At 72.1% G+C, this 24,619-nt stretch carries 17 protein-coding genes, 2 rRNA genes and 1 pseudogene; 14 read left to right on the top strand and 6 right to left on the bottom strand.

All coding sequences use genetic code 11. The features are described 5' to 3' along the window. The first annotated feature begins 168 nt into the window (after nucleotides 1–168). The 4 genes from ACQEVS_RS07050 to ACQEVS_RS07035 all read left to right on the top strand — a co-directional run bounded on the left by ACQEVS_RS07050 (nucleotide 169) and on the right by ACQEVS_RS07035 (nucleotide 5,857). Nucleotides 169–3,292, top strand: a 23S ribosomal RNA gene (locus ACQEVS_RS07050). Nucleotides 3,293–3,397: 105 nt separating this feature from the next. Then, nucleotides 3,398–3,514 (top strand): 5S ribosomal RNA (gene rrf, locus ACQEVS_RS07045). A 217-nt stretch (nucleotides 3,515–3,731) separates the two neighbouring features. Further along, a complete protein-coding gene (locus ACQEVS_RS07040; protein ID WP_433016702.1) occupies nucleotides 3,732–4,931 on the top strand; it encodes a hypothetical protein in 1,200 nt (399 codons plus the stop codon). A gap of 50 nt (nucleotides 4,932–4,981) precedes the next feature. Then, complete coding sequence (locus ACQEVS_RS07035; protein ID WP_433027335.1) at nucleotides 4,982–5,857, top strand: hypothetical protein; 876 nt, start codon at nucleotides 4,982–4,984, stop codon at nucleotides 5,855–5,857. A 77-nt stretch (nucleotides 5,858–5,934) separates the two neighbouring features. Here the strand turns inward: ACQEVS_RS07035 and ACQEVS_RS07030 are convergent, their stop codons facing one another. Beyond that, a complete protein-coding gene (locus tag ACQEVS_RS07030) occupies nucleotides 5,935–7,221 on the bottom strand; it encodes a DUF1015 family protein (protein ID WP_433016699.1) in 1,287 nt (428 codons plus the stop codon). A 75-nt stretch (nucleotides 7,222–7,296) separates the two neighbouring features. Between ACQEVS_RS07030 and ACQEVS_RS07025 the strand changes: the two genes are divergently transcribed. Beyond that, on the top strand, nucleotides 7,297–8,325 hold the full coding sequence (locus ACQEVS_RS07025; protein ID WP_433016696.1) for an HAD-IIA family hydrolase: 1,029 nt from the start codon (nucleotides 7,297–7,299) through the stop codon (nucleotides 8,323–8,325). 112 nt (nucleotides 8,326–8,437) lie between these two features. Here ACQEVS_RS07025 and ACQEVS_RS07020 read toward each other — a convergent pair whose 3' ends face one another. Together ACQEVS_RS07020 and ACQEVS_RS07015 are read right to left on the bottom strand one after the other, a co-directional pair. Beyond that, nucleotides 8,438–9,274: a siderophore-interacting protein gene (locus ACQEVS_RS07020; protein ID WP_433016693.1), complete on the bottom strand. Its 837-nt coding sequence runs from the start codon at nucleotides 9,272–9,274 to the stop codon at nucleotides 8,438–8,440. Further along, nucleotides 9,271–10,296 (bottom strand): ABC transporter substrate-binding protein, encoded by a 1,026-nt coding sequence (locus tag ACQEVS_RS07015; RefSeq protein ID WP_433016690.1) that lies wholly within the window; start codon nucleotides 10,294–10,296, stop codon nucleotides 9,271–9,273. Before ACQEVS_RS07015 ends, ACQEVS_RS07020 begins: the two co-directional genes overlap by 4 nt. Nucleotides 10,297–10,355: 59 nt before the next feature. On the opposite strand from ACQEVS_RS07015, the pseudogene ACQEVS_RS07010 reads away from it, so the two are divergent. The 3 genes and pseudogenes from ACQEVS_RS07010 (at nucleotide 10,356) to ACQEVS_RS07000 (ending at nucleotide 13,433) form a co-directional block, all read left to right on the top strand. After that, a pseudogene (locus ACQEVS_RS07010) lies at nucleotides 10,356–11,401 on the top strand (FecCD family ABC transporter permease). A 41-nt stretch (nucleotides 11,402–11,442) separates the two neighbouring features. Beyond that, nucleotides 11,443–12,471, top strand: coding sequence for a FecCD family ABC transporter permease (locus ACQEVS_RS07005; protein ID WP_433016687.1), 1,029 nt, complete (start codon nucleotides 11,443–11,445; stop codon nucleotides 12,469–12,471). A gap of 92 nt (nucleotides 12,472–12,563) precedes the next feature. Further along, nucleotides 12,564–13,433: an ABC transporter ATP-binding protein gene (locus ACQEVS_RS07000; RefSeq protein ID WP_433016684.1), complete on the top strand. Its 870-nt coding sequence runs from the start codon at nucleotides 12,564–12,566 to the stop codon at nucleotides 13,431–13,433. Here the strand turns inward: ACQEVS_RS07000 and ACQEVS_RS06995 are convergent. Then, complete coding sequence (locus tag ACQEVS_RS06995; RefSeq protein WP_433016681.1) at nucleotides 13,411–13,758, bottom strand: sterol-binding protein; 348 nt, start codon at nucleotides 13,756–13,758, stop codon at nucleotides 13,411–13,413. The two genes, ACQEVS_RS07000 and ACQEVS_RS06995, sit on opposite strands and share 23 nt — an antisense overlap. A gap of 68 nt (nucleotides 13,759–13,826) precedes the next feature. Here ACQEVS_RS06995 and ACQEVS_RS06990 point away from each other — a divergent pair, with 68 nt between their 5' ends. From ACQEVS_RS06990 to ACQEVS_RS06980, 3 genes are read left to right on the top strand one after another with little or no spacing between them, the layout of a single operon-like run. After that, a complete protein-coding gene (locus ACQEVS_RS06990; RefSeq protein ID WP_433016678.1) occupies nucleotides 13,827–14,198 on the top strand; it encodes a hypothetical protein in 372 nt (123 codons plus the stop codon). Between the two features lie 13 nt (nucleotides 14,199–14,211). Beyond that, complete coding sequence (locus ACQEVS_RS06985) at nucleotides 14,212–15,018, top strand: TlyA family RNA methyltransferase (RefSeq protein WP_433027333.1); 807 nt, start codon at nucleotides 14,212–14,214, stop codon at nucleotides 15,016–15,018. Beyond that, nucleotides 15,015–15,953, top strand: a complete 939-nt coding sequence (locus ACQEVS_RS06980; protein ID WP_433016675.1) for an NAD kinase — start codon at nucleotides 15,015–15,017, stop codon at nucleotides 15,951–15,953. The genes ACQEVS_RS06985 and ACQEVS_RS06980 overlap by 4 nt, the downstream gene beginning before the upstream one ends. A 79-nt stretch (nucleotides 15,954–16,032) precedes the next feature. Here ACQEVS_RS06980 and ACQEVS_RS06975 read toward each other — a convergent pair whose 3' ends face one another. Next, nucleotides 16,033–17,466, bottom strand: a complete 1,434-nt coding sequence (locus ACQEVS_RS06975; protein WP_433016672.1) for a S41 family peptidase — start codon at nucleotides 17,464–17,466, stop codon at nucleotides 16,033–16,035. Between the two features lie 265 nt (nucleotides 17,467–17,731). On the opposite strand from ACQEVS_RS06975, the gene recN reads away from it, so the two are divergent. Both recN and ACQEVS_RS06965 read left to right on the top strand, forming a co-directional pair. Next, nucleotides 17,732–19,483, top strand: coding sequence for a DNA repair protein RecN (gene recN / locus ACQEVS_RS06970; protein ID WP_433016669.1), 1,752 nt, complete (start codon nucleotides 17,732–17,734; stop codon nucleotides 19,481–19,483). Between the two features lie 293 nt (nucleotides 19,484–19,776). After that, entirely contained in the window at nucleotides 19,777–20,913 is a 1,137-nt protein-coding gene (locus ACQEVS_RS06965; protein ID WP_433016666.1) for a glycosyltransferase family 4 protein, read from the top strand. Nucleotides 20,914–21,116: 203 nt separating this feature from the next. On the opposite strand, the gene ACQEVS_RS06960 is transcribed toward ACQEVS_RS06965, so the two are convergent. Continuing rightward, nucleotides 21,117–22,733, bottom strand: a complete 1,617-nt coding sequence (locus ACQEVS_RS06960) for a PucR family transcriptional regulator (RefSeq protein WP_433016663.1) — start codon at nucleotides 22,731–22,733, stop codon at nucleotides 21,117–21,119. Nucleotides 22,734–23,027: 294 nt separating this feature from the next. Here ACQEVS_RS06960 and ACQEVS_RS06955 point away from each other — a divergent pair, with 294 nt between their 5' ends. Beyond that, a complete protein-coding gene (locus ACQEVS_RS06955; RefSeq protein ID WP_433016660.1) occupies nucleotides 23,028–24,596 on the top strand; it encodes a hypothetical protein in 1,569 nt (522 codons plus the stop codon). Nucleotides 24,597–24,619: the final 23 nt, after the last annotated feature.

Below are 24,619 nucleotides of genomic sequence, written 5' to 3'. Positions count from 1 at the left end.
GGAACGTGAAATCGAGCTGGTCGGGTCGGGCACGCTGTTGGGTGTCTGAGGGTACGAGCGTGAGCTTGTTGCCTTCGGTCCGGCCCCAGTGAACTCGATGCTTTGTGTGTCGGGGTGGTGGGTGGCTGGTCGTTGTTTGAGAACTGCACAGTGGACGCGAGCATCTGTGGCCAAGTTTTTAAGGGCGCACGGTGGATGCCTTGGCACCAGGAACCGATGAAGGACGTGGGAGGCCGCGATAGGCCCCGGGGAGCTGTCAACCGAGCTGTGATCCGGGGGTGTCCGAATGGGGAAACCCGGCAGTCGTCATGGGCTGTCACCCGCTGCTGAACACATAGGCAGTGTGGAGGGAACGCGGGGAAGTGAAACATCTCAGTACCCGCAGGAAGAGAAAACAACCGTGATTCCGGGAGTAGTGGCGAGCGAAACCGGATGAGGCCAAACCGTTTGTGTGTAATACCCGGCAGGGGTTGCGCAGGCGGGGTTGTGGGATCTCTCTTTCATAGTCTGCCGGCTGTGAGACGAGTCAGAAACCGTAGTGATAGGCGAAGGACATGCGAAAGGTCCGGCGTAGAGGGTAAGACCCCCGTAGCTGAAATCATTGCGGCTCGTTTGAGAGACACCCAAGTAGCACGGGGCCCGAGAAATCCCGTGTGAATCTGGCGGGACCACCCGCTAAGCCTAAATATTCCCTGGTGACCGATAGCGGATAGTACCGTGAGGGAATGGTGAAAAGTACCGCGGGAGCGGAGTGAAATAGTACCTGAAACCGTGTGCCTACAAGCCGTGGGAGCGTCGCACAAGGAGCTTGCTTCTTGTGTCGTGACTGCGTGCCTTTTGAAGAATGAGCCTGCGAGTTTGCGGTGTGTTGCGAGGTTAACCCGTGTGGGGAAGCCGTAGCGAAAGCGAGTCCGAATAGGGCGAATGAGTAGCGCGCCCAAGACCCGAAGCGGAGTGATCTAGCCATGGGCAGGTTGAAGCGGAGGTAAGACTTCGTGGAGGACCGAACCCACCAGGGTTGAAAACCTGGGGGATGACCTGTGGTTAGGGGTGAAAGGCCAATCAAACTCCGTGATAGCTGGTTCTCCCCGAAATGCATTTAGGTGCAGCGTCGTGTGTTTCTTGCCGGAGGTAGAGCACTGGATAGGCGATGGGCCCTACCGGGTTACTGACCTTAGCCAAACTCCGAATGCCGGTAAGTGAGAGCGCGGCAGTGAGACTGTGGGGGATAAGCTCCATGGTCGAGAGGGAAACAGCCCAGAGCATCGACTAAGGCCCCTAAGCGTACGCTAAGTGGGAAAGGATGTGGAGTCGCAGAGACAACCAGGAGGTTGGCTTAGAAGCAGCCACCCTTGAAAGAGTGCGTAATAGCTCACTGGTCAAGTGATTCCGCGCCGACAATGTAGCGGGGCTCAAGCGTACCGCCGAAGTCGTGTCATTGCAGTACATACCCCCAACGGGGACTGTGATGGGTAGGGGAGCGTCGTGTGCCGGGTGAAGCAGCCGCGGAAGCGAGTTGTGGACGGTTCACGAGTGAGAATGCAGGCATGAGTAGCGATACACACGTGGGAAACGTGTGCGCCGATTGACTAAGGGTTCCTGGGTCAAGCTGATCTGCCCAGGGTAAGTCGGGACCTAAGGCGAGGCCGACAGGCGTAGTCGATGGACAACCGGTTGATATTCCGGTACCCGCTTTGAAACGCCCAATATCGAATCAGGCGATGCTAAGTCCGTGAAGCCGTTCCGGATCCTTCGGGTGATGGAAAGTGGTGGAGCCGACGACCCAGACTTGTAGTAGGTAAGCGATGAGGTGACGCAGGAAGGTAGTCCAGCCCGGGCGGTGGTTGTCCCGGGGTAAGGGTGTAGGGCGCTGTCTAGGCAAATCCGGACAGCATGAAGCCTGAGACCTGATGCCGAGCCGATTGTGGTGAAGTGGATGATCCTATGCTGTCGAGAAAAGCCTCTAGCGAGTTTCATGGCGGCCCGTACCCTAAACCGACTCAGGTGGTCAGGTAGAGAATACCGAGGCGTTCGGGTGAACTATGGTTAAGGAACTCGGCAAAATGCCCCCGTAACTTCGGGAGAAGGGGGGCCATGTCCGGTGATGGGATTTACTCCTTGAGCTGGGTGTGGCCGCAGAGACCAGCGAGAAGCGACTGTTTACTAAAAACACAGGTCCGTGCGAAGCCGTAAGGCGATGTATACGGACTGACGCCTGCCCGGTGCTGGAACGTTAAGGGGACCGGTTAGCTCCATTTCGGTGGGGCGAAGCTGAGAACTTAAGCGCCAGTAAACGGCGGTGGTAACTATAACCATCCTAAGGTAGCGAAATTCCTTGTCGGGTAAGTTCCGACCTGCACGAATGGCGTAACGACTTCTCGACTGTCTCAACCATAGGCCCGGTGAAATTGCACTACGAGTAAAGATGCTCGTTTCGCGCAGCAGGACGGAAAGACCCCGGGACCTTTACTATAGCTTGATATTGGTGTTCGGTTCGGCTTGTGTAGGATAGGTGGGAGACTGTGAAGCATGCACGCCAGTGTGTGTGGAGTCGTCGTTGAAATACCACTCTGGTCGTGCTGGATGTCTAACCTGGGTCCGTGATCCGGATCAGGGACAGTGTCTGGTGGGTAGTTTAACTGGGGCGGTTGCCTCCTAAAGGGTAACGGAGGCGCCCAAAGGTTCCCTCAGCCTGGTTGGCAATCAGGTGTTGAGTGTAAGTGCACAAGGGAGCTTGACTGTGAGACCGACGGGTCGAGCAGGGACGAAAGTCGGGACTAGTGATCCGGCGGTGGCTTGTGGAAGCGCCGTCGCTCAACGGATAAAAGGTACCCCGGGGATAACAGGCTGATCTTCCCCAAGAGTCCATATCGACGGGATGGTTTGGCACCTCGATGTCGGCTCGTCGCATCCTGGGGCTGGAGTCGGTCCCAAGGGTTGGGCTGTTCGCCCATTAAAGCGGTACGCGAGCTGGGTTTAGAACGTCGTGAGACAGTTCGGTCCCTATCCGCTGTGCGCGTAGGAGTCTTGAGAAGGGCTGTCCCTAGTACGAGAGGACCGGGACGGACGAACCTCTGGTGTGCCAGTTGTTCTGCCAAGGGCATGGCTGGTTGGCTACGTTCGGGAGGGATAACCGCTGAAAGCATCTAAGCGGGAAGCCTGCTTCGAGATGAGGACTCCCACCCACTTGATGGGGTAAGGCTCCCAGTAGACGACTGGGTTGATAGGCCAGGTGTGGAAGACCGGTAACGGTTGGAGCTGACTGGTACTAATAGGCCGAGGGCTTGTCCTCAGTTGCTCGCGTCCACTGTGTAAGTTCTGAGGCAACGAACAGTTGCCGGTAAGAGCAGAACCACTTAATTGAAAAGTGTGCTTGTTCGCTCGAAACCGATAGGGTTTCGGTGGTCATAGCGTTAGGGAAACGCCCGGTTACATTCCGAACCCGGAAGCTAAGCCTTTCAGCGCCGATGGTACTGCATGGGGGACCGTGTGGGAGAGTAGGACGCCGCCGAACAATATTTCAAGGACCCTTGGTCCCAGCGTTCACGCTGGGACCAAGGGTCCTTTTGTTTTTCATAGAAGTGCAGCGTTTTTGTCGAAGCGCATCCGCGCGCCGGCTGCGCGAGAATGACTGCGGTACCTCAAGACAGGAGTCACGTCGATGTCCACCAACTCTCCCGACGACCGTTCGGGCGGCGACCGCCACGGCGGGCCGCGGGGCGGCTTCCGCCGTGACGACCGTGGCGGTCGTCCTTCCGGCGGCGGCTACGGCCGACGTGACGACGACCGCGGTGGTTACCGCGGTGGCCGTGACGACCGCGGCGGCCGCCCCTCTGGTGGCGGCGGCTACGGCCGTCGCGACGACGACCGCGGCGGTTTCCGGCGTGACGACCGCCGCGATGAGCAGCGTGGGCCGCGTCGCGATGACGACCGCGGTGGGTTCCGTCGTGACGACCGTCCGGGCTTCCGCCGTGACGACCGGCGCGACGACCGTGGTCCGCGTCGTGATGACGACCGCGGTCCCCGTCGCGACGACGACCGCGGCGGCTTCCGCCGTGACGACCGTGGCGGTCGTCCCTCCTTCGGCGGTGGCGGCGGTTACGGGCGTCGTGATGACGACCGTGGCGGCTTCCGACGCGATGAGCGTCGTGACGCTGACCGGCCCTCGTACCGTCGTGATGACCGCCGTGACGAGCAGCGCGGGCCGCGTCGCGACGACGAGCGCGGTGGGTTCCGTCGTGACGACCGTCCGGGCTTCCGCCGTGACGACCGGCGTGACGACCGCGGCCCCCGTCGTGATGACGACCGTGGCGGCTTCCGACGTGACGAGCGTCGTGACGCCGATCGGCCCTCGTACCGTCGTGATGACCGCCGTGACGAGCAGCGCGGGCCGCGTCGCGACGACGAGCGCGGTGGGTTCCGTCGCGACGACCGTCCGGGCTTCCGGCGCGATGACCGCCGTGACGACCGCGGCCCCCGCCGCGACGAGCGGCCGGCGTTCCGGCGTGACGAGCGTCGTGATGACCGTGGGCCGCGTCGGGATGACGACCGTGGCGGCTTCCGTCGCGATGAGCGTCCGGGTTTCCGGCGTGATGACCGTCGTGATGACCGTGGGCCGCGTCGGGATGACGACCGCGGTGGGTTCCGTCGCGACGACCGTCCGGGCTTCCGCCGTGACGACCGCCGTGACGACCGTGGCCCGCGTCGCGACGACGACCGCGGTCCCCGCCGCGACGACGACCGCGACCGCGGTGGGTTCCGTCGTGACGACCGCGGTGGCCGGCCGGCCGGTGGTGGTTACGGGCGGCGTGACGACCGTGACCGGGACCGGCAGGGCGGGGGCTACCGTGGGCGGGACGACCGCTCGCGCGGTGGTGGCTACGGCCGTCGGGACGACCGGGACCGTGACCGCGGCGAGCGGGAGCCGGTGAAGCGGCTGCCCATCCCGGACGACGTGACCGGCGAGGAGATCGACGCGGACGTGCGGCAGGAGCTCATGAGTCTGCCGAAGACGCTCGCCGAGGACGTCGCCCGCAACCTCGTCATGGTGGCCAAGCTGCTCGACGAGGACGCCGAGGGGGCGTACGGCTACTCGCGGGTCGCCCTGCGGCTGGCCTCGCGTGTCGCCGCCGTCCGTGAGGCCGCCGGGTTCGCGTCGTACGCGACCGCCCGGTACTCCGAGGCGCTGGCCGAGTTCCGTGCGGCGCGCCGGATGACCGGTTCCGTCGAGCTGTGGCCCGTCATGGCGGACTGCGAGCGCGGCATGGGCCGTCCGGAGCGGGCGCTGGCCATGGCCGGCGAGCCCGAGGTGCAGAAGCTCGACAAGGCCGGCCAGGTGGAGATGCGCCTGGTGGCCGCCGGTGCCCGTAAGGACATGGGGCAGGCCGAGGCCGCCGTCGTCACGCTGCAGAGCCCCGAGCTGGCGTCGAACTCCGTCCAGCCCTGGACGGCGCGGCTGCGGTACGCCTACGCCGACGCGCTGCTCGACGTCGGGCGTGAGGCCGAGGCCCGCGAGTGGTTCGCCAAGGCCCTCGAGGCCGACCAGGGCGGTACCACCAACGCCTCCGACCGGCTCGCCGAGCTCGACGGTGTCGAGTTCACCGACGTCCTGGCGGACGTCGAGGAGGCGGAGGACGTCAAGGACGCCGAGGACGCGGTGATCGAGGCCGCGGACGAGGAGAAGGAAGAGGCGGACGAGACGGCCGGTGGCGGTGACGCCGCCGGTTCCGAGGCCGAGGCGGAGGCGCCGGTGGAGAAGGCTGCCGCTGCCGAGGCCGAGGGGCAGACCGAGAAGGCCGAGCCGGTCGAGAAGGCCGAGTCGGCCGAGAAGGACGTCGAGGGCGGCGACGCGCGCTGAGGCGCTGAGTTCCTCGTGTGAACGGTGGTGGGGTGGAACCCGTACGGGTTCCACCCCACCACCGTTTCTTCTTGCCGTCAGTCCAGGCTGAGGCTGCGCAGGACCAGGCCCGTGGCCGGTTTGGGGCCGAAGGAGGTCGACTTGCGCGGCATCGTCACACCCTGGGCGGCGAGCTCGTGGACCACCTCCTCGCGGACGGGGTGCATCAGCACGGCCGTACCGCCGTGCCGCTCGGCCTGGGCGACGGCCGCGGCCGTGTCGTGGATGTAGCCGATGTGCTCCGGGTCGTCGCTCACCCGCCACACGTGTTCCAGCAGCACCGAGTGCAGGACCGTGGCGTCGAGCTCCCGCCAGGCCCGTGGGCGGCCGGACGGGACCGTACGGGTCAGCAGGTCCGGGTCCGGGCGGTCGAGGAGGTGGAAGCGGCCGTCGCCGGCCAGGAGGAAGGCGTTGCCGTGCTCGTCGGCCGCCGATGCCTCCGCGAGAGCGTCCAGGGCCGACGGCAGGGGGGTGTCCAGGGTGCGGACGCGGAACACGCCGGCCGCGGCGGACAGCGCGTCCGTGAGGGGCAGGCGGTGCAGGAGGCGGTGGATGGCCCTTACCCGCAGGGGGTAGCGGGCGGTGTCCACCAAGAGGACGAGGCCGAAGTCCCAGGGGCCTGGCGCCGGCTGTTCGGCGCGGAGGCGCTGGTAGGTGGCCCAGCGGTGGTGGCCGTCGGCGATGAGGGCCTGGCGGCGGGAGAGGTCGTCGCCGATCAGGGTCAGCTCGTCGGGCTCCGTCACCGACCAGAGGCGGTGGGCGAAGCCGTCGTCCGTGGTGGTGGAGAGGAGGGGCGTGGTGCCCGTGACGCGTTCGATGACGGCCGCGGCGCCGGTCGCGGAGCCGTCGCCGCGGTAGGCGAAGAGGAGCGGCTCCAGGTTGGCGCCCGTGTCCCGCATCAGGGCGGCGCGGTCCTCCACGATGTGCGGCATCACGTCCTCGTGGGGGAGGACGACCTTCTCCTCGCGGGGCGTGAGGCGCAGGGCGCCGATGAGGCCGCGCTGGAGTATGCCGTCGCCCCGCTGTTCGTACACGTAGAGCGCGGGTTCCGGGTCCGGGGCCAGGATGCGTTCCTCCTGCCAGCGGCGCAGGGTGTCGGCGGCCCGGCGGTGCCGGTCGGCGGCGGTGGCGGCCTGCGGGAGGATCAACCGGACGATGTTGTGCGGATCGGCGGTCTCCAAGTGGCGCAGGCCGTCGGGCCGGACGACGACGTCGTACGGTGGCGAGGTCACGGCCGCGAGGCTGCCCACCCGTTCCGGGACATAGCGCAGACCTCGGAAGGGGGCGAGTCGGAGGCCGTGCCCGGCAGGATCCGGATTGCTCATCAGTAAATGTTATGTCCCCTGGCCGGATGAGCAATGATCGAGACAGAGACGAACAGCACAAGGAGCGAACTCCGTATGAACGAGAGCGTCCGGACCCGGCCCGGCGGCAGCGAGCGCCGGCTGAGCGAGACCTACGACACCGCCCTGCTGGATCTCGACGGCGTGGTGTACGCCGGGGGCGAAGCCATCCCGCACGCCGTCGCGTCGCTGGAGACGGCGCGGAAGGAAGGGATGCATCTGGCGTACGTGACGAACAACGCGGCGCGGACGCCCGATGTGGTGGCGGCGCACCTGACCGAGCTGGGGATCCCGGCCGAGCCGGGAGACGTCATCAACTCCGCGCAGGCGGTGTCCCGGCTGATAGCGGAGCAGCTGCCCGCCGGGTCCCGGGTGCTGGTGGTCGGGGCGGAGGGGTTGCGGGTCGCGCTGCGGGAGCGGGGGCTGGTGCCTGTGGAGTCCGTGGACGATGATCCGGCCGCTGTCGCTCAGGGATATGGCGGGCCTGACATGCCGTGGTCGCGGTTGATGGAGGCTTCGTACGCGGTGGCGCGTGGGCTGCCGTGGTTCGCGTCCAACACGGACCTGACGATTCCGAGCGGGCGGGGGATCGCGCCGGGGAATGGTGCGGCCGTGGAGGTCGTGAAGATCGCTACGGGGCGGGTGCCGCAGGTTGCGGGGAAGCCGCTGCCTCCCATGCATCGGGAGACCGTGTTGCGGACGGGGGCCGAGCGGCCGCTTGTGGTCGGGGACCGGCTCGATACGGACATCGAGGGGGCGCACGCGGGGGGTGTCGACTCGTTGCTGGTGCTTACCGGGGTGACTACGGCTGCTGAGGTTCTGGCTGCTCGGCCGGAGCATCGCGCCACTTACGTGGCGGAGGATCTTCGGGGGCTGTTGGAGGCGCAGCCTGTCGTTTCCGAGGGGGACGGTGGGTTTCTGTGTGGGGGGTGGGCTGCTTCCCTGCGCGATGGGCTTCTCGTCCTTGATGGGGACGGGGAGCGGATTGATGGGTTGCGGGCGTTGTGTGGGGCGGCGTGGAGTGCTGCCGGCGATGGTGTGTGTGGTGCGGATGCGGGGGAGGCGCTGGGCCGCTTGGGCTGGTAGGGGGTGCCCCAACCCCGCCCTTTCACCGTTTCCTGCGGGGGCTCCGCCCCCGCACCCCCGCAGCACGCTGCGCGCGCTGTCCTCAAACGCCGGACGGGCTGACAGGGGTGGCTCAGGCCAGTTCGTCCAGGAGTTGTTCCTCCGTCGCTCCCCTGCGCCAGTAGCCCGTGAAGGTGATCCGCTTGCGGTCGATTTGCCGGTCGTTGACCAGGTGGCGGCGGAGGGTGCGGATGGTGCCCGCTTCGCCGGCCAGCCAGGCGTAGGGGGTGCCCTCGGGGAAGGCGGCCGTCCGGACGGCGTCGGTGATCCTGGGGTCCTGGTTGCGGATCAGCCAGATGATGTGGGCGTTCGCGGCCGTCGGGAGGGGCTGGATGTCGTCCTGGTGGGGGACTTCGATCCAGACGTGGGCGGGCATGCCGGGAGGCAGCCAGGCGAGGATGCCCGCCACCGCCGGGAGGGCGGATTCGTCGGCGGTGATCAGGGTCCAGTCCGTGCCGGGCGGCGGGCGGTAGTCGGCGCCGCCGTTGTCGTTCACGACCGGGGCCAGGATCGCCGCGCGGTCGCCCGGGCGGGCCGTGCGGGACCAGAGGGAGGCGGGGCCGCTGTGGGCCGCGTCGCCGTGCTGGACGAAGTCGACGTCCAGTTCCGTCGTGCCGTCCGGGAGGTGGTGGAGGGCGCGGATGGTGTAGGTGCGCATGACCGGTCGGGTGTCCGGGTCCTGGGCTCGCCAGCGTCCGTACCAGCCCTCGTCCAGGGGGTACGGGAGCAGCGGTGCTTCCTGGCCCGGGCGGGGGAGGAAGAGCTTGAAGCGCTGGTCACGGCCGTCGGTGACCAGGTCGCCGAGGCCGGCGCCGCCGAGTGTCACGCGGATGAGGGCGGTGCCGATCCGCTCGGTGCGTACTACGTGGACGTCGAAGAAGCGGTAGGGGAGGACGGCGGGGGCGGTCACAGCTTCTTCGCCTTCTCGATGGCGGCGGCGAGGTTCTCCAGGAGCGGTGCGCAGCCCGCGTAGGAGAAGCGCGGTTCGCTGAGCCAGGGGCTGACCTGGCCGGCCTCGACGGCGGGGAGTTTGGCCCAAGTGGGCTTGGCGGACAGGTCCTTGGGCTGGAGGGCCGAGGTGCGGCTGTCCAGCAGGATCAGGTCGGCCTGGTACTTGTTGGCGTTCTCCCAGCTGAGGCTCTCGAAGTAGCCGCCCTTGTCGAGCTTTTGGGGGACGACGAAGTCCACGCCGAGCTCGCGGAAGTACATCAGGTCGGCGTTGACGGCCGGGTTGGAGACGTAGAAGAGGTCGGCGCTGCCGGAGGCGGCCATGACCTTGATCCGGTGGGACTTGGCGGTCCGGCGCAGGGTCTCGGCGACCTTCTCGAAGCGGGCCTTGGCGTCGGTGACCTTCTTCGCCTTGAGGTCGGCGCCGAGGGAGGCGGCGAGTTCGGCGTAGCGCTCGATGGGCTTGAGCATGGAGACGCGGGCGGAGGTGAGGCCGACGCTGGGGGCCAGGCCGAGGATCTTGTCCTTGCTGTCGTCGGGCACGTACCAGAGGGCGCCGGGCTCGAACATGTTGGTGACCAGGAGATCCGGGTTGAGGCTCGCGTATTTCTCCACGCTGAACTCGCCCCAGGTGTTGCCGAGGACCTTCACCTTGGTGACGTCGAGGTCGCCGGCCTGCGGGTCGGGCTTGCCGTTCTTGAGGGTGGTCGGGCCGAAGACGCCGACGCACTCGACGCCGAAGTCGTGGAGGGCGGCGGCGGTTCCGGTGAAGGCGACGATGCGCTTCGGGGTGCTGCCCGCCTTCACCGTGGTGCCGCGGTCGTCCTTGAAGGTCCAGGGGCCGCTCTTGCCCGAGCCGTTGTCCGAGGGGGAGCCGGAGGAACCGCCGCTGCCGCACGCCGTGAGCAGGGCGCCCAGGCCGAGGGCGCCACCGGCCGTGAGAAGGCCACGTCGGGACAGTACGGTGGTGCGGGTGGTGCTCATGGGGGCGGTGCTTCTCTCGGTGAGGGGCGATGTTGAGGGTAGGCTAACCTAACCACGTGTTGGCCGTCGTCTCACCCCATGTACCACCGGGCACCTCCCCCGAGGCCGTGCCCCGCCGCAACGCCGTGCGCGCCCTCGGGCTGCCGGTCGCCGCGGTCCTCCTGCTCGCCGTCGCGATGGCGTCGGTCGCCGTCGGCGCCAAGCAGGTTCCCCTGGACCAGGTCTGGCACGGGCTGTTCCACTACAGCGGGAGCGAGACGGACGTCGTCGTACGGGACCTGCGGGTTCCGCGCACTCTTCTCGGCATCCTCGCCGGGGCCGCGCTGGGCCTGGCGGGGCCGTCATGCAGGCGCTGACCCGCAACCCCCTCGCCGATCCCGGGCTGTTCGGCATCAGCTCGGGGGCCGCCGCGGCCGTCGTGTCCGGCATCGGCTTCTTCGGCGTCACCTCGCTCACCGGCTATGTGTGGTTCGCGTTCCTCGGCGCGGCCGTCGTCTCCGTCGTCGTGCATGTGCTCGGCGGCAGCCGGAGCGCCACGCCGGTCCGGCTGGCCCTCGCGGGCACCGCCGTCACCGCCGTCCTCAACGGCTATGTGTACGCGGTGGAACTGACCGACTCGGCCGCGCTCGACCGGATGCGGTTCTGGACGGTCGGCTCGCTGGCGTCCGCCAACGCGACGCTGGTCGGGCAGGTCGCGCCGTTCATCGCCGCCGGCGTCGTGCTCGCCTTCGCGCTGACCCGGCCGCTCAACGCCATGTCCCTCGGCGACGACCAGGCGCGGGCGCTCGGCACCCGGCCGGCCGTCACCCGGGTGCTCGGCCTCGCCGCCGTCACCCTGCTGTGCGGTGCCGCGACGGCCGCCTGCGGGCCCATCGTCTTCGTCGGGCTGATGGTGCCCCATATGGTCCGCTCCTTCACCGGGCCAGACCTGCGCTGGGTGCTGCCGTACGCGGCGCTCCTCGCGCCCGTCCTGCTGCTCGGCACGGACATCCTGGGCCGGGTCGTCGCCCGCCCCTCCGAGCTCCAGGTCGGCATCGTCACCGCGCTCGTCGGCGGGCCGCTGTTCATCCGCCTCATCCGGCGCCGACGGACGGCGGGGCTGTGAGCGTCCGGCGCCGGGTCGTGCCCGGGAACCCAGGAAAGACCGTGCACGTCGTCCGTACCCCCGGCGGGCTGTCCGTACGGGTCGCGCCCCGCGCGGTGCTCGCCGTGCTGCTCCTGGCCGCCGCCGCGCTGGCCGCGTCCGTCGCCCTCATCGGCACCGGCGACTACCCGCTGACCCCGGGGGAGGTCGTCCGCACGCTGACCGGCGGCGGCACGCCCGCGCAGGAGTTCGTCGTCGACGACCTGCGGCTGCCCCGCGTCCTCGTCGCCCTGCTCGTCGGCGCGGCGCTGGCGCTGGCCGGCGCGGTCTTCCAGTCCGTCTCCCGCAACCCGCTGGGCAGCCCGGACGTGCTCGGCATCGCGCAGGGGTCGACCGTCGGGGCGCTGTCGGTCATCGTCCTCGTCCAGGGCAGCCCCACCGCCGTCTCCGGTGGCGCGCTGGCCGGCGGGCTGCTGGCCGGCGCGGCCATCTACCTGCTCGCGTGGCAGAAGGGCGTGCACGGGCAGCGGTTCGTCCTCGTCGGCATCGGCATGACCGCCATCCTCACGTCCGTCGTCGGCTATCTGCTGACGCAGGCGGACCTCAACGACGCGACGCGGGCCACCACCTGGATGGTCGGCTCCCTCAACGGGCGCGACTGGGACCAGGTGTGGCCGCTGCTCGCCGTCTGCGCCGTGCTGGTCCCCGTCGTCCTGAGCCAGGGGCGCGACCTGCGCATGCTGGAGATGGGCGACGACACGGCGTACGCGCTCGGGGTGCGGGTCGAGCGGACACGGCTGGTGGCGCTGACCGCGGCCGTGCTGCTGACCGCCGCGGCCACGGCCGCCGCCGGGCCCATCGCCTTCGTCGCCCTCTCCGCGCCGCAGATCGCCCGCCGCCTCACCGGCTCCCCGGGTCCCTGCCTCACCGCCGCCGCCTGCACCGGCGCGGCCCTGCTCGTCACCGCCGACTGGGCGTCCCAGCACCTGTTCGGCGCCGACCGGCTGCCCGTCGGCGTGCTCACCGGCATGCTCGGCGGCTGCTATTTGCTGTGGCTGCTCCACACGGAACGCCGGGCCGGGCGGGGATGACGGCGGTCGACCCGCGCGGCGGCGGGGGCAGTACGCCGCCCGGACCCGCGAAACGGCGCACACGATCACGTACGGACAAGGAGTCCACACCAATGAGCCGACTGCAGGCCGAATCCGTCACCCTCGCCTACGACCGGCGGGTCATCGCGGAAGACCTCTCCGTCGCGATACCCGACAACTCCTTCACCGTCATCGTCGGCCCCAACGCCTGCGGCAAGTCCACCCTGCTGCGCGCCCTCTCCCGGATGCTCAAGCCGACGACCGGCTCCGTCCTCCTGGACGGCCAGGCCATCGGCTCGTACCCGGCCAAGAAGGTGGCCCGGACGCTCGGCCTGCTGCCGCAGTCGTCCGTGGCGCCGGACGGCATCACCGTCGCCGACCTCGTCGCCCGCGGCCGGTACCCGCACCAGGGGCTGCTGCGGCAGTGGTCGCCCGAGGACGAGCGGATCGTCCAGGAGTCGATGGAGGCCACCCGGGTCGCCGAGCTCGCCGACCGGCACGTCGACGAGCTCTCCGGCGGGCAGCGGCAGCGCGTGTGGATCGCCATGGCCCTCGCCCAGCGGACCCCGCTGCTCCTCCTCGACGAGCCCACCACCTACCTCGACATCCAGCACCAGATCGAGGTCCTCGACCTCTGCGCCGAGCTGCACGAGGAGCAGGGCCGGACGCTCGTCGCCGTCCTGCACGACCTCAACCACGCCGCCCGCTACGCGACCCACCTGATCGCCATGCGGGGCGGGAAGGTCGTCGCGGAGGGCGCGCCGAACGACATCGTCACGTCCGAGCTGGTGGCGGAGGTGTTCGGGCTGAGCTGCCAGATCATCGACGATCCGCAGACCGGGACGCCGCTCGTGGTACCGGCCGCGCGGCAGGCGCGTCGGGGGCGGAAGGCGACGGACGGGGCCTCCGGGGCTCCCGAGGGGGCGGTCGTGGCGGCCGCTACAGGATCGAGCGCAGCCTGAGCACGTCCACCAGGCCGGCCCTGACCTTCACCCGGCCGCTCGCCCAGGCCCGCGCGAAGTGCAGCCGGCCGTCGACCAGGGCGACGAGGTCGTCGCCGGTCATCTCCAGGCCGATCTCGGCCCGCCGTTCGGGGACGCCCGGCACCGCCCGTACCTCCATGAGCCGGCCCTCGCGCAGGTGCCCCACGAAGGTGATGTCCAGGTCGGTCACATGGCAGCTCAGGGAGCGGTCGAGCATCGCGGCGCCGCGGAGCCTGTCGTCCGCGCCCGCGAGGTTCCGGGCCAGTCTGTCGAGCGCGCTGCGGCACTCCTCGGTGGTCGCCATTGCCCTGGACGGTACACCGCGCGGAGGCGGACACCGGAGAAGCGGGCGGTCCGGGGTAGCGTCGGGGCATGAGCGAAGAGGTCGTGAGCGGGGAGGCGGGGGACGGGGTGTCTCCGGCCGACGTGGCCGGAGGTGTCGGCGAGGGCGTCGGCGAGGGCGCGGAAGCCGGGGAGACGCAGGGTTCCGGTGAGGTCACGGGGGCGGCAGAGACCGGCGAGCCCGCCGGGCCGCGGCCCCTCGGCGTCGACCGGACCCCCACCGGGCACCCCGGCGTGGACACCCACCTGGCCCGGCTCGCGGACGCCGACCACCTCGCCGCCGACGGTCACCTGGCCGTGTACGAGGATGTACACCAGGGCCTGCGGTCCGCGCTCGCCGCCCTCGACGAGCGCCCCGACCGACCGCCGGTCCCCACGCGTCCGTACGACAACAGGAGCTGAACCGCCCGTGGGAGTGACCCGCCGCCGCCTCGACGCCGAGCTGGTGCGCCGCAAGCTGGCCCGTTCCCGCGAGCACGCGAGCCAGCTGATCGCCGCGGGCCGGGTGACCGTCGGCGGCGCGACGGCGACCAAACCCGCCACCCAGGTGGAGACCGCCGCCGCGATCGTCGTCACCCAGGACGACAGCGACCCCGACTACGTCTCGCGTGGCGGGCACAAGCTCGCCGGCGCGCTCGCCGCGTTCGTCCCGCTCGGCCTGAAGGTCGAGGGGCGGCGCGCGCTCGACGCCGGGGCCTCGACCGGCGGCTTCACCGACGTCCTGCTGCGCGCGGGCGCCGCGCACGTCGTCGCCGTCGACGTCGGGTACGGGCAGCTCGCCTGGTCGCTGCAGAGCGACGAACGGGTCACCGTCAAGGACCGGACCAATGTGCGGGAGCTGACGCTGGAGCACATCGACGGGGAGCCCGTCGACCTCGTCGTCGGCGACCTGTCGTTCATCCCGCTCGGCCTGGTGCTGCCCGCCCTGGTGGGGTGCACCGCGCCCGGGGCGGACCTGGTGATGATGGTCAAGCCGCAGTTCGAGGTCGGCAAGGAGCGGCTCGGCAGCGGCGGCGTCGTGCGCAGCCCCGAGCTGCGCGCCGAGGCGGTGCGCGAAGTCGCCCGCCGCGCCGCCGGACTGGGGCTCGGCGTCCTCGGCGTCACCGCCAGCCCGCTGCCCGGGCCGTCCGGTAACGTCGAGTACTTTCTGTGGCTGCGCGCCGGTGCGCCCGAACTGGACCCGGCGGACGTTGACCGTGCGGTGGCGGAGGGGCCTCGGTGACCAGTACAGAAACGACATCGGAGACATCGCGGAGCGGCGGTCGGACGGTCTTCCTGCTCGCTCACACCGGGCGGCCGGCGGCCGTCCGCAGCGCCGAGCTCGTCGTCCAGGGGCTGCTGCGGTGCGGCATCGGGGTGCGGGTGCTGGCCGAGGAGGCCGCGGACCTGCCGCTGCCCCCGTCCGTCGAACGCGTCGAGACCGGGCCCGAGCGGCCGGACGTGCTGGACGGCTGCGAACTGATCGTGGTCCTCGGCGGGGACGGCACGCTGCTGCGCGGCGCCGAGTTCGCGCGCAGCTCCGGAGTGCCCATGCTGGGCGTCAACCTCGGCCGGGTCGGCTTCCTCGCCGAGGCCGAGCGGGACGACCTCGACAAGGTCGTGGACCGGGTCGTGACGCGCGAGTACGAGGTCGAGGAGCGGATGACCCTCGACGTGCTCGTCCGGACCGACGGGCACGTCGTGCACACCGACTGGGCGCTCAACGAGGCGTCCGTGGAGAAGGCGGCGCGGGAACGGCTGCTGGAGGTCGTCACGGAGGTCGACGGGCGGCCGGTTTCGCGGTTCGGCGGGGACGGGGTGGTGTGCGCCACGCCTACCGGGTCCACCGCTTATGCCTTTTCCGCTGGAGGGCCTGTGGTGTGGCCCGAGGTCGAGGCGCTGCTCATGGTGCCGATCAGCGCTCACGCGCTGTTCGCCAAGCCGCTGGTGACCGCGCCGGACTCGGTGCTGGCCGTCGAGGTGCAGCCGCAGACGCCCAACGGGGTGCTGTGGTGTGACGGGCGGCGGAGTGTGGAGCTGCCCGCGGGGGCCCGGGTGGAGGTGCGGCGGGGGGCGGTGCCTGTCCGCTTGGCGCGGTTGCATCACGCTTCGTTCACCGACCGGTTGGTCGCCAAGTTCGCTCTGCCGGTGGCCGGGTGGCGGGGGGCGCCGCACTAGGGGGCGCCTGTGGCGGGCTGTTCCCCAGGCCCGCCCCTTCTCCGTTTCCCGGGGGCTGCGCCCCCACGCCCCCTTGTCCTCAGACGCCGGACGGGCTGGAAGGCGCCAGCAGCCGTCGCGCCCTCGTCAGCGCCGAGTCGCGGTGTGCCGCGAACTCCTCCTCCGTGAAGACCGGCGTGCGGATCGCCGGCGGGATGCCCGTCACGTCGTACGTCCGCCCGTCACCCGGACGCATGAACTCCTCGTTGGGGAGCCCGAACGTCCAGCCGTTCGGGAGGCTGCGTTCCAGGACGTCGGAGAACAGGCCCTGGGTGTTCTCGCCGATGCGGACGGGGGCGGGGGAGCGGCCCATCAGGGCCTGGGTGAAGGTCTCGCCCGCGCTGATGGTGAGGCGGCCGGTGAGAACGGCCAGGGGGCCGGTGTAGCGGGGGGACGCGGAAGGAGTGACCCTTACGGGGACGGGCGGGGTGAACTTCCGGGGATCCTCCGGGTCGTTGCGGGCGTGCTTCAGGTAGGCCGTGTAAGGGCGGTCGGTGAGGCGTTCGGCGATGTGGATGCCGAGCCGGTCCGAACCGCCGCCGTTGAAGCGGAGGTCAATGATCAGGCCGCGCGGGGTGCGGGCGAGGACGTCGTCCAGGGCCCGGTCCAGCTCGGCGACGTCCGCCTCCGGGCCGCCCTTCGCGGCGTACCGGTTGAAGCGGGTGATCCGCAGGTAGCCCGTGCCGTCGGGGAGGCCGGCGTACGAGATCGCGCCCTGCGCCCAGGTGCGCAGCGGGACGCCGACGGCCTCCGCGACGGCCCGGTCCGTCCGGGCGATCGACTCCTTCGTCGGCGTCACGGTATCCGCCCGGTGGCCGGCGAAGCGCCGGTCCTGGGACGCCTTGATGAACGTGTGGCCGTCGTACAGCGGCTCGATCATCCGCCGGAGGACGGCGAACAGCTCGTCGTCGGAGGTGTCGGACGTGATCCGGGGGCGGAAGCGGTCGCGTACCGCCTTCCAGTCGATGCCGTGGGCCTCGAAGAAGGGGTAGTTCTCGGCGTACGTGTGCCAGAAGACGTCGAAGACCCGGCGCGGGTCCGGGCGCTCGCCCGGCTTCGGCCGCGCCGTGCAGCCGGCGGGCAGTGCGCCGACGCGGCGCAGGGTGCGGTGGCCGACGTCCTCGGCGTTGGTCATCCGGGCGCGGCCGGGGCCGTCGGGGGTGATCGTCAGGATCGCGCCGTCCGGGTCCGTGAACCGGCCGGAGCCGTCGCCCTTGCCCGTCGCCTCCGTCAGGCCGGGCAGGCAGCTCACCGCCGTGGTGTCGTACGTCCGGAGGCGGCGGCCGCCGTCCTCGACGGAGACCAGGGTGCCGTAGCCGTCCGTGCGCCACACGCCGTCCGGCCGGGTGGTGGCGGCGGCCCGGCCCGAAGCCGGCGCGATCCCGGCCGCGGCGGTGGTCAGGGCGACGGCCGCCGTGAGGAGGACGGCGGCGGTGCGGCGGGTACGGGCGCGGGGGCGCGGGCGTTCGCTCATGCCTCCAGCCTGTCGGGGCGGGGCGGGGCGGACCATACGGCGGTCACCCGGAGCGGTGGTGGGGCTGTCCCCAGGCCGGGCTCGGGGTGCTCCCGGGTTGTTCCCGGGGCGGCCTCCCGGACGTCCTCGTCGGGGGCCTCCGGCCGTCTCCGGGGCGCCCCCCGGCCGCTGACTCCCCTCCTCGGGCCCGCCCCCGGCCCGTCCCCCGGCCCTTCCCGACACGGCCCGCGGGGGCGGCCGTCGCGAGGGGGCCCCGGAACCTCGTATGGTCGTATCCGTGTTGGAGGAGATGCGGATCCGGTCCTTGGGCGTCATTGACGACGCGGTGGTCGAGCTGTCACCAGGTTTCACGGCGGTGACCGGTGAGACCGGTGCCGGCAAGACCATGGTCGTGACCAGCCTCGGGCTGCTGCTCGGCGGCCGGGCCGACCCGGCGCTGGTGCGCGTCGGGGCGAAGGCGGCGGTGGTCGAGGGGCGGATCGCCGTCGACCGGGCGTCGCCCGCCGCCCTGCGGGCCGAGGAGGCGGGGGCCGAGCTCGACGACGGGGCGCTGCTCGTCAGCCGGACGCTGTCCGCCGAGGGGCGCTCCCGGGCCCACGTCGGCGGGCGCGGCGTGCCCGTCGGGCTGCTCGGCGAGCTCGCCGACGACCTCGTCGCCGTGCACGGCCAGACCGACCAGCAGGGGCTGCTCCGCCCGGCCCGGCAGCGCGCCGCGCTCGACCGGTACGCGGGGGACGCGGTGGCCGCGCCGCTCGCCAAGTACACCGACGCCTACCGGCGGCTGCGCGCCGTCGCCGCCGAACTCGACGAGCTGACCACCCGGGCCCGCGAGCGCGCCCAGGAGGCGGACCTGCTGCGCTTCGGCCTCGACGAGATCGCCGCCGTCGCGCCGGTGGCCGGCGAGGACGCCGAACTCGCCGCCGAGGCCGAGCGGCTGGGCCACGCCGAGTCCCTCGCCTCCGCCGCCACCGCCGCGCACGCCGCCCTGGCCGGGGACCCCGAGGACCCGGAGGGCGTGGACGCCGCCTCGCTCGTCGCCGGCGCCCACCGGGCCCTGGAGGCCGTCCGCGCCCACGACCCGGCGCTCGCGGCCCTCGCCGACCGGGCGGGCGAGCTCGGCATCCTGCTCCGCGACGTGGCCGGCGAGCTCGCCGGATACGCCTCCGACCTCGACGCCGACCCGCGGCGGCTGGCCGCCGTCGAGGAACGGCGGGCCGCCCTCGGGCACCTGACGCGCAAGTACGGGGAGGATGCCGCCGCCGTCCTCGCCTGGGCCGAGCGGAGCGCCGCGCGCCTGGGCGAGCTGGAGGGCGACGACGACCGCATCGCGGAACTCGCCGCCGAACACGACGCCCTGCGGGACGAACTGGGCGCCCTCGCCCGGCAGCTGACCGACGCGCGCACCGAGGCGGCGGAACGATTCGCGGAGGCCGTGACGGAGGAGCTGGCGCAGCTCGCGATGCCGCACGCGCGCGTCTCGTTCGCCGTCCGGCAGAACGAGGTCGCCGACGCGGCGTCCGGCATCGAGGTCGGCGGGCGGGCCGTCGCCTACGGGCCGCACGGCGCCGACGACGTCGAGCTGCTGCTCGCCCCGCACCCCGGCGCCCATCCGCGGCCCATCGCCAAGGGCGCGTCGGGCGGTGAGCTGTCCCGCGTCATGCTCGCGGTGGAGGTCGTGTTCGCGGGCTCCGACCCGGTGCCCACCTACCTCTTCGACGAGGTCGACGCGGGCATCGGCGGCCGGGCCGCCGTCGAGGTCGGCCGCCGCCTGGCCCGGCTCGCGCGGACCGCGCAGGTCGTCGTCGTCACCCACCTCCCGCAGGTGGCCGCGTTCGCCGACCGGCACCTGGTGGTCGAGAAGACCCACGACGGGTCGGTGACCCGCAGCGGCGTGCAGGCCATGGAGGGCGAGGACCGGATCCGCGAACTCTCCCGGATGCTCGCCGGACAGGAGGACTCGCGGCTCGCCCGCGCGCACGCCGAGGAGTTGCTGGAGGCGGCGCGGGCCGGGCGGTGAGGGGGATGAAAACGGGCACCGCGTAACAGGCCGGTGCTTTCGGTGGTGTCGGGCGACCTTCGGGCCAACGGCTCCTAATCCCCAAACCGGGTGAATCCGGAGTCGCCCGGGCGAGACAGGGCGGGCCGGGCGCGGAGCGGTGGTGCCCGGACGGCGGTGCCGGCTGGCATCCTGGGCAGCGGCACCGCCCCGTCGGCGCGCCGTCGCCACTCCCGCCGCCTCCTCTCCGTCTCCTTCCGCCCGTCGCCGATCCGCCGATCCGCCGGTCCCGCCGATCCAGGAGTCATTCCCGCGTGAGCAGTTCATCCGGCACGTCCCACGGCCGGCCGCCCCTGCACGCCGTCCAGGTGCTGGGCGGCGGCAGCGCGGGCAGCGGCGCCCACGTGCGGTCGCTGGCCGCCGGCCTCGTCGCGCGGGGACTGCGGGTGACGGTGTGCGCGGCCGGAGGAGCGGAGGAACAGTACGGATTCACCGGGGCCGGCGCCTCGTTCGCGCCGCTGCCGGCCGGGACCGACGCGCTCCTCGTCGCCGGGATCCGGGCGGCGGCCGCCGACGCGGACGTCGTCCACGCGCACGGCCTGCGCTGGGGCGTGCTCGCCGCGCTCGCCCTGCACGGGCGCCCGACACCGCTGGTGGTCACCTGGCACCGGCGCGTCCGCGCGGCGGGCGCCCGGGCCCACGTCGTACGGCTCATGGAACGGCGGGCCGTACGGGCCGCCGCGGTCGTGCTCGGCGCCACGCCGGATCTCGTGGACCAGGCGCGGGCGCGCGGGGCGCGGGACGCGCGGCTGACGCCCGTGGGGTTCCCCGGGCCGGGGGCTCCCGCCGCCACTGTCGCTGTCGCGGAGTCGTCGGAGGGTGACGTTCCCCGGGACAAGGTCCTCGCCGAACTCGGCGTCCTCGGGCAGCCGTTGCTCCTCGCCGTCGGCCGGCTCGAACCCGACCAGGGGTACGGCCCGCTGCTCGACGCCGCCCGCTCCTGGCGGCGGCTCGACCCCGAGCCCCTGCTCGTCGTCGCCGGCGAGGGGCCCGAGCGGCCGTCGCTCCAGCGGCGGATCGAGGACGAGGGGCTGCCCGTGCGGCTCGTCGGGCGGCGGGACGATGTGCCGCAGCTGGTGGCGGCGGCGGACCTGGCGATCCTGCCGAGCCGGTGGGAGGGGCGGGCGCTGCTGGCGCAGGAGGCTTTCCGGGCGGGGGTGCCGTTGGTGGCCACGGCGGTGGGTGGGGTGCCCGATCTTGTCGGGGACGCGGCGGAGCTTGTGCCTTATGGGGACGGGGAGGCGTTGGCGCTTGCCGTTTCGCGGGTGCTTGGCGATTCGCGGCGGCGGGCTGAGCTTGTCGCCGCGGGGCGGCGGTTGGGGGCGGGGTGGCCTTCGGAGGATGATGCGGTCGCTCATGTGCTGAGCGTGTACGACGAGTTGTGGGGGTGAGGGTGCCCCAGTCCCGCCCTTTCACCGTTTCCTGGGGCTCCGCCCCAGACCCCGAAACCGCGCTCCGCGCGGTTGTCCTCAAACGCCGGACGGGCTGAAAGTCAGCCCGTCCGGCGTTTGAGGACAGCGCCCGAAGGGCGCTTCGGGGGTGCGGGGGCGCAGCCTCTGCGAGAAACGGTGAAAGGGCGGGACCGGGGCACACCTCACCCCACCAGCCGCCGCCCCCGCAGCGCCACCCCCAGCGCCAGCCGGCTGTCCGGATCGTCCGGGTCCGTCCCGAGCAACGATCCGATCCGCGCCAGCCGGTCGTACAACGTCTGCCGGTTGACATGCAGCTCCCGCGCCGTCTCCGCCTTGCGGCCCGCGTGGCGGAGGTAGGTCTCCAGGGTGGGGAGCAGCGGGGTGCGGGCGGTGGCGTCGTGGGTGAGGAGGGGGCCGAGGACGCGGCCGACGAAGGCCGCCAGGTCGTCGTGGCCGCGCAGGCGGGACAGCAGCAGGTCGACGTCGAGGGCGCGGGCGTCGTGCCAGGGGCGGTCGGGCAGGCCGGCCGCGGCCGTCGCCGCCTCGGCGGCGTGCCGGAGGGCGGCGCCCGCGGTGGTCCAGTCGGCCGGCGCGCCCACCACGACCACCGGCGGCCGGGAGCGGACCCGCCGCGCCCCGGCGCGCAGGGCGGTGGCGAGCCGGTCGGCGACCGCCGGGCGGTCGGCCGCGTCCCGGAGGCCGGCGAGCAGCGGGATGCGGCCCTCGGGCAGCCGGACGCCCAGCAGCACCGGCACTCCCACCGCGGCCAGTTCCTCCTGTACCGCGCAGGTCAGCGCCGCCGGGCCGGCGTCCCGGCCGGGTCCCGCCGGGGCGTCGAGGACGACCGGCAGCAGCGGGCCCGGGCCGAGGCGGAAGCCGAGGACGCGGGCCAGGGCGGGGGCGTCGGCCGGGTCGAGCCGGCCCTCGGCGAGGTCGGTGAGGAAGTCGCCGCGTCCCCGGGCCGCCAGTTCCTCCTCCTGGCGGGCCTGGAGGAGGACGACGGCCAGCAGGCCCGCCGTCCGGTCGGCGGCGACGTGGTGCACCGGCGCCAGCGGGGCGTGTACGGGCAGGACGGTCAGCCGGGCCCGCGGGCCGCCCGGGGCCTGCCCGGGCACGTCCACGGCGACCCGTCCGGCCAGGCCGGTGCGGCGGAGCCCGTCCCACACCTGGAGCGGGTCGGCGGCGCCCGGCGGCGCGGGGTCGGGGCCGGCCGCGTAGAGGAGCCGCCCGTCGGCCGCCTCCAGGAAGACCGGGTTGGCGGTGAACTCGGCCAGCAGCCGCAGCACTTCGGGCGCCCCGCCGCCGTCCAGCAGCGCCTCCGTGCACCGCCGGTGGACGCCGTCCGCGCGCCGGAGCAGCGCGTAGTGCGCGTTGACCAGCTCGGTGTGGAGTTCCTCGGTGACCGCGACGAACGGGACCTCCCGGTGCAGCTGGACGAGCGGGAGCCCGGCCGCGCGGGCCGCGTCCACGACGGCGGCGGGCAGCGCGGGCAGGCGCGCGCCGAGCTCCACCACCAGGGCGGCGATGTCCCGTTCCACCAGGGTGCGGACGAAGGCGCGCTGCTCGGCCGGGCGGGCGCCCAGGCCCAGGCCGGTGGTCAGCAGCAGCTCGCCGCCCTTGAGGAGCGCCGCGATGTGCGGCGCCTCGCCGGCGTGCACCCAGCGCACCGGACGATCGAGGCGGTCGGCGCCGGCCAGCACCTCGGGCAGCCCCCGGCGCAGGGCCGGCAACTCCAGGGCGCGGGCGACGGTCACGGTGCTCCGGGGGATTCCCCCGCGTATCGGCGGCTGGTCGTGCATGACGTGAACCTACGGGACGGGGGCCGGTGACCGGGAGGTGGCGAGGGGCCGGCGGGACGGCACGCCGCGTCGCTCCGGCGGGAGGGCGGCGGCCGGTTTCCGTCCGTGCGCGCCGCAGGGCGCGGCAGGCACAGCCCCGGACAGCCGGCACATCAGGCCGCGCGGTCACCCCCTGTACCAGAAGAGGCCCCACCCCCGCGGGAGTTGCCGCATAGTCGGCGCGATCCCGTCGGGGGCGTGATAGGCAGTGTGACCCGGATCCGGCGACGGCCGGTCGATTCTGGACCTCGGGGGATGACGATGCAGCCGCTCTACGTTTTCGACGCCGAAGTCAGTGCCCTGCCCGGCGCGGACCCCTTCCCGCTGGTGCGCGAGCACGTGGGTGCCTGGCTGTGCGGGCCCGCGGGGGACGGGCCGGGGGCGGGCGAGTTGGTGGCCACCGGCGGGCCGCGGCCGTTGCACGGCGGGCGGACGGTCGAGTGGGCCGTCGAGGGGCCACCGGACGTGACGGCCGTGCGGGTCACCGTCACGCAGCCGCTCGACGGGGACGTCGGCCGGTTCGTCACGCGGATCACCGTGTCGTCCGTCGCGGGACGGGTGGGACTGCGGGTGGTGATGGGCCGGGAGGTCGACGGAGGGTGGATCGCGCCGGTGCAGGACCCGCTGCTGCGCCGGCCCGGGCTGCTGCGGACGGTCGCCGCCGACGAGGGGCTCCGGCTGCACGTCCTCGGGCAGCGGGTGACCGGGCGGTACGAGCGGATCCGGGAGACGGCGCAGACCGCCGTGCTCACCGAGTCGCTGGCCGGCGGCAACCGGCTGCCCATCCTGCTGGTGCACCCCCGGGAGGACGCCGCCTGGACGGCTGCCCGGCAGGCGGCCGGGGAGCTGATCGGTCTCGCCCAGGTCGTCACCCTCAACTACGGCACGGCCCGGGAGCTGCGCCGGCTGCTGCCGGAGGCCGCCGTCCCGGACGGCGGCGCCCGGCTGGTCTGGCCGCTGCCGGCGCTGACCCACCCCGCGTACGCGCGCGCCGAGGTCGCCGACCCCGCCACCCGCTTCCGCTGGATGCGCACCCTCGACGAACTCGCCGTCGTCGCCCGGGGATCGGACCGCGGCTGGGAGGCCGCGCGCCGGGCCGCCCGGGGAAGCGCCGCCCGGCGGGCCGCCGAACGCCTCGCGGCGGCCCGGGCGACGGGCGACGTCGCCCGTCAACTGGACGTCTACGAGGAGCGGGTGGCCCGCCTGGAAGCGGACGTCGCCTTCTGGGAGGGCGAGGCGCAGACGCTCACCACCCGGCTGGAGGCCGCCGGGGACGCCGACGCCGCCCGCCGGGAGGCCGAGTACTGGAGGGACCTCTACGTGCGGGAGGTGAAACGCGACGACCCCAAGGCCGGGGAGCCCGCGGACCCCTGGGAGGAGGTGCCCGAGCTGGACCCCGCCGAACCCGGGGCCACCTACCGGGCCCTGGAGGAGGCGGCGGACCACCGGATCGTGTTCACGGCCGGGGCGGAACGGTCCTGGCGGGCGTCCGGCTATCCGCATCCGGACGAGATGACCGCGCAGTTGGTCACCCTCGCCAAGGCCGCGGTGGACCTCTACGACCAGCCGAGCGACAAGAAGCCGCGCATCACGCAGTGGTTCAAGGAGCAGCACGGGCTGACGGTGGCGACGAGCGACCTCACCATCAAGAAGGACCGGAAGCTGCGCTACTTCTCCTTCGACGGCGACGACCGGCGCGACGGCCTGCCGCACGTGAAGGTGCGCGACGCCACGTCACACAACGAGGTCGGTCGGATCCACTTCGCGTTCGACCACGACAAGCGGCGGCTGATCGTGGACCACGTGGGAGTGAAGAAGTACTGAGCCCCGGGCCCGGGGGGCGCGGG

Origin of the sequence: Streptomyces sp. CA-181903 (assembly GCF_050937075.1) — a bacterium.
Classification (GTDB): domain Bacteria; phylum Actinomycetota; class Actinomycetes; order Streptomycetales; family Streptomycetaceae; genus Streptomyces.
This window is presented reverse-complemented; position numbering and strand designations above follow the sequence as displayed.

Excerpts from the sequence above, each read along its gene's own strand:
- ACQEVS_RS07030 (WP_433016699.1), bottom strand. The coding sequence starts at position 7,221 with ATGAGCAATCCGGATCCTGCCGGGCACGGCCTCCGACTCGCCCCCTTC.
- ACQEVS_RS07025 (WP_433016696.1), top strand. The coding sequence starts at position 7,297 with ATGAACGAGAGCGTCCGGACCCGGCCCGGCGGCAGCGAGCGCCGGCTG.
- ACQEVS_RS07015 (WP_433016690.1), bottom strand. The coding sequence starts at position 10,296 with ATGAGCACCACCCGCACCACCGTACTGTCCCGACGTGGCCTTCTCACG.
- ACQEVS_RS07000 (WP_433016684.1), top strand. The coding sequence starts at position 12,564 with ATGAGCCGACTGCAGGCCGAATCCGTCACCCTCGCCTACGACCGGCGG.
- ACQEVS_RS06995 (WP_433016681.1), bottom strand. The coding sequence starts at position 13,758 with ATGGCGACCACCGAGGAGTGCCGCAGCGCGCTCGACAGACTGGCCCGG.
- ACQEVS_RS06990 (WP_433016678.1), top strand. The coding sequence starts at position 13,827 with ATGAGCGAAGAGGTCGTGAGCGGGGAGGCGGGGGACGGGGTGTCTCCG.
- ACQEVS_RS06975 (WP_433016672.1), bottom strand. The coding sequence starts at position 17,466 with ATGAGCGAACGCCCGCGCCCCCGCGCCCGTACCCGCCGCACCGCCGCC.
- recN (WP_433016669.1), top strand. The coding sequence starts at position 17,732 with ATGGTCGTATCCGTGTTGGAGGAGATGCGGATCCGGTCCTTGGGCGTC.
- ACQEVS_RS06960 (WP_433016663.1), bottom strand. The coding sequence starts at position 22,733 with ATGCACGACCAGCCGCCGATACGCGGGGGAATCCCCCGGAGCACCGTG.
- ACQEVS_RS06955 (WP_433016660.1), top strand. The coding sequence starts at position 23,028 with ATGACGATGCAGCCGCTCTACGTTTTCGACGCCGAAGTCAGTGCCCTG.